Annotated in this window: 12 protein-coding genes and 2 tRNA genes; 12 read left to right on the top strand and 2 right to left on the bottom strand. The window is 66.0% G+C overall.

Annotated elements, in window-relative coordinates:
* Positions 1-27: 27 nt before the first annotated feature.
* From AC23D6_RS14385 to AC23D6_RS14330, 12 genes are all read left to right on the top strand, one after another.
* A tRNA-Val gene (locus tag AC23D6_RS14385) sits at positions 28-102 on the top strand.
* 287 nt (positions 103-389) lie between these two features.
* Positions 390-2,294: a threonine--tRNA ligase gene (gene thrS, locus AC23D6_RS14380; protein ID WP_487749907.1), complete on the top strand. Its 1,905-nt coding sequence runs from the start codon at positions 390-392 to the stop codon at positions 2,292-2,294.
* 50 nt (positions 2,295-2,344) lie between these two features.
* The gene (infC, locus tag AC23D6_RS14375) at positions 2,345-2,869 is read left to right on the top strand and encodes a translation initiation factor IF-3 (RefSeq protein ID WP_192311890.1); all 525 of its coding nucleotides are present in this window, start codon (positions 2,345-2,347) and stop codon (positions 2,867-2,869) included.
* 320 nt (positions 2,870-3,189) lie between these two features.
* Positions 3,190-3,387: a 50S ribosomal protein L35 gene (gene rpmI, locus AC23D6_RS14370; protein ID WP_162110557.1), complete on the top strand. Its 198-nt coding sequence runs from the start codon at positions 3,190-3,192 to the stop codon at positions 3,385-3,387.
* 10 nt (positions 3,388-3,397) lie between these two features.
* Positions 3,398-3,757, top strand: coding sequence for a 50S ribosomal protein L20 (rplT, locus tag AC23D6_RS14365; protein ID WP_093300456.1), 360 nt, complete (start codon positions 3,398-3,400; stop codon positions 3,755-3,757).
* Positions 3,758-3,977: 220 nt separating this feature from the next.
* A complete protein-coding gene (pheS, locus tag AC23D6_RS14360; RefSeq protein ID WP_487749906.1) occupies positions 3,978-4,973 on the top strand; it encodes a phenylalanine--tRNA ligase subunit alpha in 996 nt (331 codons plus the stop codon).
* A gap of 79 nt (positions 4,974-5,052) precedes the next feature.
* A complete protein-coding gene (gene pheT, locus AC23D6_RS14355; RefSeq protein ID WP_487749905.1) occupies positions 5,053-7,440 on the top strand; it encodes a phenylalanine--tRNA ligase subunit beta in 2,388 nt (795 codons plus the stop codon).
* 56 nt (positions 7,441-7,496) lie between these two features.
* Positions 7,497-7,796: an integration host factor subunit alpha gene (locus AC23D6_RS14350; RefSeq protein WP_055936063.1), complete on the top strand. Its 300-nt coding sequence runs from the start codon at positions 7,497-7,499 to the stop codon at positions 7,794-7,796.
* Complete coding sequence (locus AC23D6_RS14345) at positions 7,777-8,133, top strand: MerR family transcriptional regulator (protein ID WP_056878218.1); 357 nt, start codon at positions 7,777-7,779, stop codon at positions 8,131-8,133. Before AC23D6_RS14350 ends, AC23D6_RS14345 begins: the two co-directional genes overlap by 20 nt.
* 73 nt (positions 8,134-8,206) lie before the next feature.
* Positions 8,207-8,283 (top strand) — tRNA-Pro (locus AC23D6_RS14340).
* A gap of 91 nt (positions 8,284-8,374) precedes the next feature.
* Positions 8,375-8,845, top strand: coding sequence for a cupin domain-containing protein (locus AC23D6_RS14335; protein WP_487749904.1), 471 nt, complete (start codon positions 8,375-8,377; stop codon positions 8,843-8,845).
* 94 nt (positions 8,846-8,939) lie between these two features.
* On the top strand, positions 8,940-9,968 hold the full coding sequence (locus tag AC23D6_RS14330) for a TraB/GumN family protein (RefSeq protein ID WP_487752647.1): 1,029 nt from the start codon (positions 8,940-8,942) through the stop codon (positions 9,966-9,968).
* Between the two features lie 21 nt (positions 9,969-9,989).
* Here the strand turns inward: AC23D6_RS14330 and dxs are convergent, their stop codons facing one another.
* On the bottom strand, positions 9,990-11,897 hold the full coding sequence (dxs, locus tag AC23D6_RS14325; RefSeq protein ID WP_487749903.1) for a 1-deoxy-D-xylulose-5-phosphate synthase: 1,908 nt from the start codon (positions 11,895-11,897) through the stop codon (positions 9,990-9,992).
* Positions 11,898-12,198: 301 nt separating this feature from the next.
* Positions 12,199-12,852 (bottom strand): HNH endonuclease, encoded by a 654-nt coding sequence (locus AC23D6_RS14320; RefSeq protein WP_487749902.1) that lies wholly within the window; start codon positions 12,850-12,852, stop codon positions 12,199-12,201.
* Between the last annotated feature and the right edge of the window lie 63 nt (positions 12,853-12,915).

Here is a 12,915-nt window from a genome sequence, read left to right as displayed (position 1 = left end):
AATTCGCGCCCCTGCAAAGGGCAGACCGGGCGGTTAGCTCAGCGGTAGAGCACTACCTTGACATGGTAGGGGTCACAGGTTCGAACCCTGTACCGCCCACCACGCTTCCGCAGCGTGGATTCCGGAGTTCTGGGGCCAGCCCGATGCGCCATCCGTATTCACGAGGTGGCCCGCGGAAACGCCGGCCGAGCGTGCGACATGAGCACTACCACCGCCTGACCCTGGTACTGCCCGAGGCACTGCATCCCGTAGGCGCCCTCGTGGCGCTTTTTTATTGGCCGCTGTGCGGCTACGGGATTCGGAATTGGGGATTCGCAAAAGCGAGCCGATACGAGTCCGCGATCCGCCGTTACGAATCCCCATCCCTAATCCCGAATCCCGGCCCCCAAATGATCACCATCACGCTCCCCGACGGCAGCCGCCGCGAGTTCGAGAACCCTGTTTCCGTCATGCAGGTGGCGCAGTCCATCGGTGCCGGCCTGGCCAAGGCCACCGTGGCCGGTGCCGTCGATGGCGTGCTGGTCGATGCCAGCGATGTCATCGACCATGACGCCGCGCTGCGCATCATCACGCCGAAGGACGAGGAGGGCGTGGAAATCATCCGCCACTCCTGCGCGCACCTGGTCGGCCACGCGGTCAAGCAGCTCTACCCCGACGTCAAGATGGTCATCGGCCCGGTCATCGCCGAAGGCTTCTACTACGACATCTACAGCGAGCGCCCGTTCACGCCGGAAGACCTGGCGGCGGTCGAGCAGCGCATGCAGGAACTGATCGCGCAGGACTACGACGTCATCAAGAAGATGACGCCGCGCGCCGAGGTGATCGACGTCTTCAAGGCGCGTGGCGAGGATTACAAGCTGCGCCTGATCGAGGACATGGGCCCTGAAGTGACAGCCATGGGCCTGTACTACCATCAGGAATACGTGGACATGTGCCGCGGCCCGCACGTGCCGAACACGCGCTTCCTGAAGGCGTTCAAGCTGACCCGCATTTCCGGCGCCTATTGGCGCGGCGACGCCAAGAACGAGCAGCTGCAGCGCATCTACGGCACGGCATGGGCCGACAAGAAGCAGTTGGAGGCCTACATCCAGCGCATCGAGGAAGCCGAGAAGCGCGACCACCGCAAGATCGGCAAGCAGCAGGAGCTGTTCCATCTGCAGGAAGAGGCGCCGGGCCTGGTGTTCTGGCACCCGAAGGGCTGGGCCATCTGGCAGGTGGTCGAGCAGTACATGCGCAAGGTCTACCGCGACAGCGGCTACCAGGAAGTGCGCTGCCCGCAGATCCTCGATGTCGCCCTGTGGAAGAAGTCGGGCCACTGGGACAACTACAAGGAAAACATGTTCTTCAGCGAGTCGGAAAACCGCACCTACGCGGTCAAGCCGATGAACTGCCCGGGCCATGTGCAGGTGTTCAACCAGGGTCTGCACAGCTACCGCGACCTGCCGATCCGTTACGGCGAGTTCGGCGCCTGTCATCGCAACGAGCCGTCGGGCGCGCTGCACGGCATTCTGCGCGTGCGCGGCTTCACCCAGGACGACGGCCACATCTTCTGCACCGAGGACCAGATCGAGGCCGAAGTCACGGCGTTCCACCAGCAGGCGCTGAAGGTCTATGCGGACTTCGGTTTCGAGGACATCCAGATCAAGATCGCGCTGCGCCCCGAGTCGCGCCTGGGCGATGACGCCACCTGGGACAAGGCCGAGGCCGCCCTGCGCGCCGCCCTGCGCAGCTGCGGGGTGGAGTGGCAGGAGTTGCCGGGCGAAGGCGCCTTTTATGGCCCGAAGATCGAGTACCACCTGAAGGACGCCATCGGCCGCACCTGGCAGCTGGGCACGATGCAGGTCGACTTCATGATGCCGGGCCGCCTGGGCGCCGAGTACGTGGACGAAGACAGCCAGCGCCAGCACCCGGTCATGCTGCACCGGGCCATCGTGGGCTCGATGGAGCGCTTCATCGGCATCCTGATCGAGCACCACGCTGGTGCATTCCCGTCCTGGCTGGCTCCCCAGCAGGCCGTGGTGATGAACATCACCGACGCCCAGGCCGATTACGTGGCCGAGGTCCGGAAAACCCTTGCAAATCAAGGCTTCCGGGTGGCGGCCGATTTGCGGAACGAGAAGATCGGCTATAAGATTCGCGAGCACACGCTGCAGCGGGTGCCGTACCTGCTGGTGGTCGGAGACCGCGAGAAGGAAAATGGCGCCATCGCCGTGCGTACCCGTTCGGGCGAGGATCTGGGCACGATGTCCGTCGCCGCCTTCGCCGAACGTTTGCGGAACGAGCACGCTGCGTAATTTGGTTCCGGCCCGTGCGGGCCGGTGCACCCCTCCCTGGAGACTGCAACATCAGCACCCCTGACAACAAGCAAAACCGCAAGAACCACGAGATCCGCGTGCCGCGGGTGCGCGTGATCGGTTCCGATGGCGAGATGATCGGCGTGCTCACGCGCGACGAGGCCCTGGCCAAGGCGGAGGATGAAGGTTTGGATCTCGTCGAGATCCAGCCCAACGCGGAGCCGCCCGTCTGCAAGATCATGGACTTCGGCAAGTTCAAGTTCGAAATGCAGAAGAAGGCCAACGAGGCCAAGAAGAAGCAGAAGCAGGTCGAGATCAAGGAACTGAAGTTCCGCCCCGTCACCGACGAGGGCGACTACCAGATCAAGATGCGCAACATCCGCCGCTTCCTGGAAGAAGGCGATAAGGTCAAGGTCAACATCCGCTTCCGTGGCCGCGAAATGAGCCACCAGGAGCTGGGTCGCGAAATGGCCGCGCGTATCGAGGCCGAGCTGGGCGATGAGATCGTCATCGAGTCGCGTCCGCGCCTGGAAGGCCGGCAGATGGTCATGATGATCGCGCCGAAGAAGAAGTGATCTGATCCCGGCCGCCTTCGGGCGCGGGATCCGCAGGAGGGGCGCCGAGGGGCGCCCTTGCTGCTTCCGATAGCCACCTCCGCAGCCTAAGTGGCCGGATTTGCAAGAAAAAACGGCAGCGGGCATAATACGCGGCCCGGTACGCCGGGAGGCTGCTCGCAGCCGATGGACCCGTCGGAGGTTCCTCTTCGGAATCAACGACTTACAAGCCGATATGGGCATGGATGGAAAGAGTGGCCTTTCGATCTTCGCGGCAAAGCCGCAAAGCATTGAAAGGGCGCCGCCCGGATCAGTGACATAAACCCGTCAAGGACATAGCAATGCCCAAGATCAAGACCCACCGGGCGGCGGCGAAGCGTTTCCGCAAGACCGCCTCCGGCAAGTTCAAGGCTGGCCACGCCAACCGTAGCCACATCCTCACCAAGAAAGCGACCAAGCGTAAGCGTGGCCTGCGTGCGACGAACATCGTTCGCGCCGAGGACAGCGGCCGTTTGAATCGCATGCTTCCCTACCTCTGAGGACTGAGACATGGCACGAGTTAAGCGTGGCGTGATGGCGCGTCGCCGTCACAAGAAGGTCCTCAACCTGGCCAAGGGCTACTACAACGCCCGTCGCAAGGTGTTCCGCGTCGCCAAGCAGGCGGTCATCAAGGCGCAGCAGTACGCCTACATCGGCCGCAAGCAGAAGAAGCGCAACTTCCGTTCGCTGTGGATCACCCGCATCAATGCGGCAGCCCGCATCAACGGCCTGAGCTACAGCCGCTTCATGAACGGCCTGCTGAAGGCTGGCATCACCCTGGACCGCAAGGTGCTGGCAGACATCGCCGTGCACGACGCGGCCGGTTTTGCGGCCCTGGCTGAAAAGGCGAAGGGCGCACTCGCGGCGTAAGCCGCGTCTCCACCGTAAAGCACTCCGGCAGTTCATCGCCGGGAACACGTGGGGAAGGGCGCGAGTCCTTCCCCATTGTTTTTTGTGGGTTGCCGTCATTCCGGCGAAAGCCGGAATCCATCTTGATCTTCGCGTGCAAAGCCGCCGAACGCGAAGCAGATGCAACGGCAGAATGGATCCCGGCTTTCGCCGGGATGACGACACGAGGCCCGATCAAGAAATGAGCGATATCGAATCCCTGTCCACGCAAGCCCTTTCCGACATCGCGGCGGCGCAGTCGCCGGACGCGCTGGAACAGCTGCGTGTCGCCCTGCTCGGCAAGAACGGCAGCGTCACCACGCAGCTGAAGCAACTGGGCGCATTGCCTGCAGACCAGCGCAAGGCGGCAGGCGAGGCGATCAATCGCGCGCGCGACGCCATCGGCGATGCGTTGTCGGCGCGCAAGGACGTGCTCGAAGACGCCGCGCTGGATGCCCGCCTCGCCGGCGAAACTGTCGACGTCACGCTGCCGGGCCGTAACGGCACGCGCGGCGGCCTGCACCCGATCAGCCGCACGCTGGAGCGCATCGCCGACATCTTCGGCCGCCTCGGTTACGAACTCGCCGATGGCCCCGAAATCGAGGACGACCGGCACAACTTCGAGGCGCTGAACTTCCCGCCGCACCATCCGGCGCGCGCCATGCACGACACGTTCTATTTCGGCGACGGCCGCCTGCTGCGCACGCATACCTCGGGTGTGCAGGTTCGCTACATGGACGCTCATCAGCCGCCGCTGCGCATGATCGCGGCGGGCAAGGTGTACCGCAGCGACAGCGACCAGACGCACTCGCCGATGTTCCACCAGGTCGAAGGCCTGCTGGTGGACGAGCATTCCACGTTCGCCGACCTCAAGGGCACGCTGGCCGAATTCGTGCGCGCCTTCTTCGAACGCGATTTCGAGATGCGCTTCCGCCCGAGCTACTTCCCCTTCGTCGAACCCGGTGCGGAAGTCGACATCGCCTGGCAGCAGCCGGACGGCAGCACGCGCTGGCTGGAAGTGCTGGGTTGCGGCATGGTGCATCCGAACGTGCTGCGCAACTGCGGCATCGATCCGGAACGCTACACCGGCTTCGCGTTCGGCCTCGGCGTGGAGCGCTTCGCGATGCTGCGCTACGGCGTCAACGACCTGCGCGCGTTCTTCGAGAACGACGTGCGGTTCCTGCGCCAGTTCGCCTAAGAACTCGCCGCGGTTCCGGCATCACGACACCTGACACACGACGACGGCGGGCCATGGCCCGCCCTACGGATCACGAACGATGAAGTTCTCTGAAAACTGGTTGCGCAGCCACGTCCCCACCCAGGCCACCCGCGATGAACTGGCGGCCACGCTGACCGCGATCGGTCTGGAGGTCGAAGACGTCACCGCGTTGGGCGACGGCCTGGCGAACGTGGTGGTCGCGCGCATCGTGGAATGCGCCAAGCATCCTGAAGCCGATCGCCTGCAGGTCTGCCAGGTGGACGCGGGTCAGGGCAGCCTGCTGCAGATCGTCTGCGGTGCGCCGAACGCGCGCCCGGGCCTGCTGGCGCCGCTGGCCATGGTCGGCGCGAATGTGGGCGGCATCGCCATCAAGGCAGCCAAGCTGCGCGGCGTGGAGTCCAACGGCATGCTCTGCTCGGCGAAGGAGCTCGGCATCGACGCCGATGCGTCCGGTCTGCTCGAGTTGCCGGCCGACGCGCCCGTCGGTACGCCGATCGCTGATTACCTGGGCCTGCCCGATGCCAGCATCGAGATCAAGCTGACGCCGAACCGCGCCGATTGCTTCAGCGTGCGTGGCATCGCTTACGACGTCGCGGCCTCGCTTGGCAGCGAAGTGAAGGCACTGGACGCCGCGCCCGTCCCGGCGCAGCGCGCGGTGACGATGGAGGTCGCGCTCGAGGCCGAGGCCAAGGTCCCGCGCTTCGCCGGGCGCGTGATCGAAGGTGTGAACGCACGGGTGGCCACACCGGTGTGGATGGCCGAACGCCTGCGCCGTAGCGGCGTGCGTCCGATCAGCTTCCTGGTGGACGTCACCCAATACGTGATGCTCGAACTTGGCCAGCCGATGCACGCCTTCGACCGCGATACGCTGACCGCTCCGGTCGTCGTGCGTCCCGCGCGTGCGGGCGAACAGGCCAAGCTGCTGGACGGCCGTACCGTCGAGCTGGACGACGACTTCCTCGTGGTGTCCGACAGCCACGAGGGCCGCGCCTCACGCGCCGTCGCACTGGGCGGCATCATGGGCGGCCTGGATACGCGTGTGACCGAGGTGACGACGAACGTCTTCCTGGAAGCCGCGCACTGGATTCCATCGGCCATCATCGGCCGCAGCCGCAAGCTGGGCCTGCACACTGATGCCGGCCATCGTTTCGAGCGCGGCGTCGATCCCGAACTGCCGCGCCTGGCCGTCGAATACGCGACCCGCCTGATCCTCGATGTCGCGGGCGGTACGCCGGGCCCGACGACCGTGGTCGAACACGCCGAGCATCTCCCGGCTCCCGCCGCGATCCGCCTGCGCCGCGCACGCATCGCCCGCGTGCTGGGCGTGGAGATCGCCGACGCCGAGGTCGAACGCATCCTGCGCGCGCTGGGTCTGCAGGCGGAGGCGGTCGCCGAGGGCTGGAGCGTGGTGGCGCCGACGCGCCGCTTCGACATCGCCATCGAAGAAGACCTGATCGAAGAACTCGCGCGCATCCATGGCTACGATCGCGTGCCCACCACGCTGCCCGGCGGCGCGACCCGCATCGCCTCGCCCAGCGAGACGCGCGTGGAGGCGGGCGTCGTGCGTCGCCAACTGGCCGCACGCGACTATCTGGAAACCGTGAACTTCGCCTTCGTCGATGCGCAGTGGCTGGCGCATTGGCAGATGGCGAACGGCGCGGTCCCGCTGGCGAACCCGCTCAGCGCGGAACTCGCCGTCATGCGGACCGCGCTGCTGCCCGGCGTCGTGGCCGCCTTGCAGCGCAATGCCGCCCGGCAGGCGGGTCGCGCTCGCCTGTTCGAACTCGGCAATGTGTTCGCCGCCGTCTCGGGCGACGCACCACGCGAGACCGTCCGCCTTGCGGCTGCGGCCGTCGGCGACGCCCATGCCGAGCAGTGGGGCCAGCCGGCTCGCAGGGTGGATTTCCATGATTTGAAGGGCGATCTGGAAAGCGTCGCCGCCTTGTCCGGCGCCGTCCTGGAATATCGGCCTTCCCGCGCGCCCTACGGGCATCCGGGCCGCTCGGCCGACGTCTATCGCGACGGCGAGCAGGTCGGCTGGATCGGCCAGCTGCATCCGCGGCTGCAGCGCGCCCTCGACCTCGACACCGAGGTGGTGGCGTTCGAGGTGGATTTGCTGCCGCTCAGCGCCCGCGCCCTTCCGCGTGCCAGCGAACTGTCGCGCTATCCGTCCGTCCGCCGGGACCTCGCGTTCGTCGTCGCCGATGAGGTGCCGTGGGCGGCCATCGCGGCGACCGTGCGTACCGCCGCGGGCCCGCTGCTGCGGGACATCCTGCTGTTCGACCGGTACGTCGGGCAGGGGGTCGAATCGGGTCAAAAGAGTCTCGCTATGGGCTTGATTTTGCAGGACAACTCACGCACTCTGACCGACCGCGACGTGGAGCAGGTAGTGGCCGCGGTGGTGGCCGCGATCGGCGAGGCGCATGGCGCCCGGATCCGCGGATGAACGGTGTGAAGGCAGTGGCAAGGCCGGCGACGGCCGCAACGGGGAAGCAGTAATCCATGGCGTTGACGAAGGCGGAGATGGCCGAGCGTCTCTTTGACGAGGTCGGTCTGAACAAGCGCGAGGCGAAGGAATTCGTCGACGCCTACTTCGACGTGCTGCGCGAGGCCCTGGAGCAGGGCCGCCAGGTCAAGCTGTCCGGTTTCGGCAACTTCGACCTGCGCCGCAAGAACCAGCGCCCCGGCCGCAACCCGAAGACCGGCGAGGAAATCCCGATCTCGGCCCGGACCGTCGTGACGTTCCGGCCGGGCCAGAAACTCAAGGAGCGGGTGGAAACGTATGCTGGATCCGGGCAGTAACCGCGAGCTTCCGCCGATCCCGGCCAAGCGCTACTTCACCATCGGTGAGGTCAGCGAACTCTGCGACGTGAAGCCGCACGTGCTGCGTTACTGGGAGACCGAGTTTCCCAGCCTGGAACCGGCCAAGCGCCGTGGCAACCGCCGCTATTACCAGCGCCACGACGTACTGATGGTGCGCCAGATCCGCAGCCTGTTGTACGAACAGGGTTACACCATCGGCGGCGCCCGCCTGCGCCTCGAAGGCGAAGGCGCGAAGCAGGAAGCCGCGCTGAGCCACCAGATCGTGCGTCAGGTGCGCATGGAGCTGGAAGAAATCCTGCAGCTGCTGCGCCGCTGAGCGCGGCGCACGCGCCTAGGAATGGGCGCGGCAATGCCGGTATAATCGACCGCCGCCTCAGGGCGGACCCATCCGGGGTATAGCGCAGCCTGGTAGCGCACTTGTCTGGGGGACAAGTGGTCGTCGGTTCAAATCCGGCTACCCCGACCATTTCGCGGCATCTGTCGCACGAAAGCCCGCGTTGCGGGCTTTTTTGTTTCTTCTACGCGACAAATGCGAGAACGCTGGTTAGGATCGCGGCATGCCCACGCGCGCCGACGAACTGATCCAGACGCTGCAGCTGATGCCGCACCCCGAGGGCGGCTACTTCCGCCGCATCTACGAGTCGGCCAAGCGCACCGAAGTCAACGGCATCGAGCGGCCCACGCTCACCGCCATCAAGTTCCTACTGCCGGCGGGCGTGACCAGCCGCTGGCACCGCGTTGATGCTACCGAGGTCTGGGACTGGAGCGAGGGCGCGGCGATGGAGCTGTCCCTGTTCGATCCCGAGCAGCGGACCTTGAGCCGCGTCCAATTGGACACGTCCGCACGCGGCGGCCAGTCCAGCCAGGTCGTCCCCGCAGGCATCTGGCAGAGCGCCCGTTCGCTCGGTGACTACACCCTGGTCGACTGCTCGGTATCGCCGGGCTTCTCGTGGAAAGGGTTCGAACTGATGCAGGCTGGCAGCGAAGTGGCCCGCCACCTGTTCGATGCGGGCGGCAAGGTCGCCTGAACGGATGCCCCCGGCGCGGCGCGCCGGGTCTGCACGGCACGCAGCATCCGAAGGCACACTCCTGCATCTTTCACATGGAGTCGCCTAGATGCGTATGCCGCTTTATGGGGTGCTCTGCCTGTCTTTGCTGATCGCGAACACGGTCCACGCACAGGAGGCCGGCTTGCCTCCGGATGTGGCGCAGGCCGCCGACAAGGACGGCGTGATCGAAATGGACGCCGTGGTGGTCGCCGGCGTGCAGCCCGGTCCGGGCTTGTGGAAGGTGCGCCGGGGCGATCACCTGCTTTATGTCCTGGGCACGCAGTCGCCATTGCCGAAGAACATCACCTGGCGTTCCGACGAGGTCGACCAGGTCCTGCAGCTCGCGGACGAGGTGCTGGCCTCGCCCGGCGTCAGCGTCGGTGCCGATATCGGCTTCTTCCGCGGACTCACGCTGCTGCCTTCCGCGATGAAGGCCGCCAAGAACCCCGACGGGGAAAAGCTCCAGGACGTGCTGCCACCGGACGTGTACGCCCGCTGGAGCGTGCTCAAGCAACGCTACATGGGCCGCGACGGCGGCATCGAGAAAAAGCGTCCGATGATTGCGGCGTTCCAGCTTTACGCCGAGGCCTTGTCGGACTCCGGCCTGCGCGAGGGCGGCGTCATCGATCCCGTCATCACGGCCGTGCTGAAGCAGCGCAAGATGAAGCGCACGCCCACGGTGCTGGATCTCAAGCTGGAGGATCCGCGGGCGGCGCTGGCGGATTTCCGCAAGGAAACCCTCAAGCCCCAGGATCTCGCCTGCTTCATCAAGACACTCGATGTCATCGAAGGCGATCTGCCGCAGGTGGCGGCGCGCGCCAATGCCTGGGCGGTCGGGGACTGGCCGGCGCTGCGATCCGGAGCGCGACAGGACTGGCAGCAGGCCTGTGCGTCGGCCTGGTTCAACACCGAGACCGCGCGCAAGCGCGGCATTTCCGATGTCGAGGCACGCATGCAGGCGCGCTGGATGGACGTCGCGGAAGGAGCGCTGCAGAAGAACCGGGTCACCTTCGCCACTGTGCCGGTGTGGCAACTCGTCAAGCCGGGCGGTTATCTCGAGGCCCTGCAGGCCAAGGGCTACGAGGTGGAAGCGCCGGAATGATCCAGCGTTCCGCTGCGAGGGTCAGCCCGCGGCGGTCTTCGGTGGCTGCGTGGCTTCGAGTTGCGGCCAGCGCTTGAGTACGCGGGCACGGATGCCGGCGGCGTCGATGCCGGCTTCGGCCAGCAGGTCTTCGCGACTGGCGTGATGCTGGAACTCGTCCGGCAGGCCCAGGTGCAGCACGGGCAGGGCGATGCCTTCGGCGTTGAGCAGTTCGGCGACGCCGGAGCCCGCACCGCCCATCACCACATTGTCCTCGACGGTGACGAAGCCCTGGTGGGTCTTCGCCAGGTCCAGCACCAGATCGCGATCCAGCGGCTTCACGAAGCGCATGTTCACTACGGTCAGGCCCAGTTCGCGGCCGACCTGTTCTGCCGCAGCGACGGTCGAGCCGAACGCCAGCAGCGCAACGCGGCTGCCCTGCGCAAGCACGTCGGCCTTGCCGATCGGTAGCGTGGCGAGCCCTTGATCGAGCGCCACTCCGGGGCCGGTGCCGCGCGGATAGCGCACGGCAGCCGGGCCGTTGAAGTGATAGCCCGTGCTCAGCATCTGCCGGCATTCGTTTTCGTCAGCCGGCGCCATCACCACCATGTGCGGCACGCAGCGCAGGTAGCTCAGGTCCAGGTTGCCGGCATGGGTGGCGCCGTCGGGCCCGACCACGCCGCCGCGGTCGATGGCGAACAGCACATCCAACTGTTGGATCGCGACGTCGTGGACCAACTGGTCGTAACCGCGCTGCAGGAAGGTCGAATAGATCGCGACCACCGGCTTGCTGCCTTCGCAGGCCATGCCCGCGGCCAGCGTCACCGCGTGCTGTTCGGCGATGGCCACGTCGAAATAGCGGTCCGGGTATTCCTTGCTGAAGCGCACCAGACCCGAGCCCTCGCGCATCGCCGGGGTGATGCCCAGCAGCTTCGGTTCGGCGGCGGCCATATCACAGAGCCAGTCGCTGAAGATGTCCGTGTAAGTGGGCTTCTTCGCGCCACCCTTGCTGACCAGGCCCTTCTCGGGATCGAACGGACCGACCGCGTGGTAACCGATCTGGTCGCCCTCGGCGAGTTCGTAGCCCTTGCCCTTGGTGGTCAGGATATGGAGCAGCTGCGGGCCCTTCAGAGTCTTCAGGGTCTTCAGCGCGCCGACCAGCGCTTCCACATCGTGCCCGTCGATGGGCCCGGTGTAGTGGAAGCCCATCTGTTCGAACAGCGTGGAGGGCACGAACATCCCCTTCCAGTGCTCTTCCCAGCGGCGCATGAAGCGCGCCGGTGGTTTCTTCTTGTCGCCGAGCAGTTTCTTGCCGCCCTCGCGCAATGCGTTGAGCGTGCGGCTGCTGCTCAGCCGGCCCAGCATCTTGGTCAGACCGCCGACGTTTTCGGAGATCGACATCTGGTTGTCGTTGAGGATCACCAGCAGGTTGGGTTCGGGCTCCATGCCACCGGCATGGTTGAGCGCTTCGAAGGCCATGCCGGCCGTCATCGCGCCATCGCCGATCACCGCAACCACCTTGCGGTCGTCGCCCTGTTGGGCCAACGCGATGGCCATGCCCAGCGCGGCAGAGATTGAGGTGGACGAGTGGCCCACGCCGAAGGTGTCGTACTCGCTCTCTTCGCGCTTGGGAAACGGCGCGACGCCGTCCTTCTGCTTCACCGTGTGGATGGTGTCGCGGCGGCCGGTGAGGATCTTGTGCGGATAGCACTGGTGGCCGACGTCCCACACGAGCCGGTCGCGCGGGGTCTCGAACAGGTAGTGCAGCGCCACGGTCAGTTCGATGACGCCCAGCCCGGCACCGAAGTGCCCGCCGCTGCGGCCGACCGATTCGATCAGATAGCCGCGCAGCTCCTCGGCGATGGCGGGCAGTTCGGATTCGTCGAACTGGCGCAGGTCGGCCGGTATCTGGATCCGGGACAGGCGGGGGTAGCGGGCGGCGTCGATCATCGGGCTGGTATGGGTCTGGCCCGCTATTTTCCCCCTCTTGTGTGAAGCGGGGCAAGCAAAGGGGTGAAGCCGGCAAGGAGCCGGGCGTGGAGGTTCAGGAAACCGTGCAGGTAACGCGATCGCGTTCGGCGGTCCCGAGGCCGGGAATCAGGCCGAAAGCTTGGGCTTCTTCGGCAACTGGGCTTTCAGGAACGCCATTTGGTCGGCCAGGGTGAACCGGCGCGCTTGCGATCAGCCGGTGGCTGATCGTGCGTTGGCGAACGCCCTCGCGCAAGCGAGGGCAGGGCATCCTGGCAACGGATCAGGCGGAAAGCTTGGACTTCTTCGGCAATTGGGCTTTCAGGAACGCCATCTGGTCGGCCAGGATGTTGCGGTTGGACAAGATCAGATGCTCGATCCAACTGGGCCGGTAGGGTACGGCCAGCAGCGGCATGTGGGCCTGCTGGGGGGTGCGGTTGCTCTTGCGCGAGTTGCAGTGGAAGCACGCCGTGACCACGTTTTCCCAGACGTCCTTGCCCCCCTTGGACAGCGGCAGCACGTGGTCGCGGGTGAGGTGCGGCCGCGAGAACTCATGCCCGCAGTACAGGCACAGGTGTGCATCGCGGGCGAACAGGGCGGTGTTGGTCAGCGTGGGCGTCGGCGAGAGCGCATGCGCGCGGGCATGTCCGCGCGATGCCACGATGGGGTGCAGTTCGATCAGGCTCTGTTCGCCGGTCAGCCGGTTGGTGCCGCCGTGGACGAGCAAGCAAGGATCGCCGAGCGTCCAGGCCACCGCGCCGCGCGCATACAGGCACGTCGCATCCTGCCAGTTGATCCAGTCGAGCACGCGGCCATGCGCGTCGAGCGACAGCAGGCGGAGGGCGGCGGGGTGGGGACGCGGAGACGACGGGGGCGGGGCCGGTATGCGGGACGAACCGGCCTGGACCAGGTGAAGCTGAGCTCTGTCTGCTTCCATGGAGAAGCAGGTTATACCCAAATGTTGACGAAATGTGTATAGCGCGCGGTATTTCTGCGGGGG

This window comes from Pseudoxanthomonas sp. G3, assembly GCF_057654715.1.
This window is presented reverse-complemented; position numbering and strand designations above follow the sequence as displayed.

What these genes read in the sequence shown, in the direction of transcription:
- AC23D6_RS14345 (WP_056878218.1), top strand. Translation starts at nt 7,777, where the DNA reads ATGCTGGATCCGGGCAGTAACCGCGAGCTTCCGCCGATCCCGGCCAAG.
- rplT (WP_093300456.1), top strand. Translation starts at nt 3,398, where the DNA reads ATGGCACGAGTTAAGCGTGGCGTGATGGCGCGTCGCCGTCACAAGAAG.
- thrS (WP_487749907.1), top strand. Translation starts at nt 390, where the DNA reads ATGATCACCATCACGCTCCCCGACGGCAGCCGCCGCGAGTTCGAGAAC.
- AC23D6_RS14320 (WP_487749902.1), bottom strand. Translation starts at nt 12,852, where the DNA reads ATGGAAGCAGACAGAGCTCAGCTTCACCTGGTCCAGGCCGGTTCGTCC.
- AC23D6_RS14350 (WP_055936063.1), top strand. Translation starts at nt 7,497, where the DNA reads ATGGCGTTGACGAAGGCGGAGATGGCCGAGCGTCTCTTTGACGAGGTC.
- AC23D6_RS14330 (WP_487752647.1), top strand. Translation starts at nt 8,940, where the DNA reads ATGCCGCTTTATGGGGTGCTCTGCCTGTCTTTGCTGATCGCGAACACG.
- pheT (WP_487749905.1), top strand. Translation starts at nt 5,053, where the DNA reads ATGAAGTTCTCTGAAAACTGGTTGCGCAGCCACGTCCCCACCCAGGCC.
- AC23D6_RS14335 (WP_487749904.1), top strand. Translation starts at nt 8,375, where the DNA reads ATGCCCACGCGCGCCGACGAACTGATCCAGACGCTGCAGCTGATGCCG.
- dxs (WP_487749903.1), bottom strand. Translation starts at nt 11,897, where the DNA reads ATGATCGACGCCGCCCGCTACCCCCGCCTGTCCCGGATCCAGATACCG.
- pheS (WP_487749906.1), top strand. Translation starts at nt 3,978, where the DNA reads ATGAGCGATATCGAATCCCTGTCCACGCAAGCCCTTTCCGACATCGCG.
- rpmI (WP_162110557.1), top strand. Translation starts at nt 3,190, where the DNA reads ATGCCCAAGATCAAGACCCACCGGGCGGCGGCGAAGCGTTTCCGCAAG.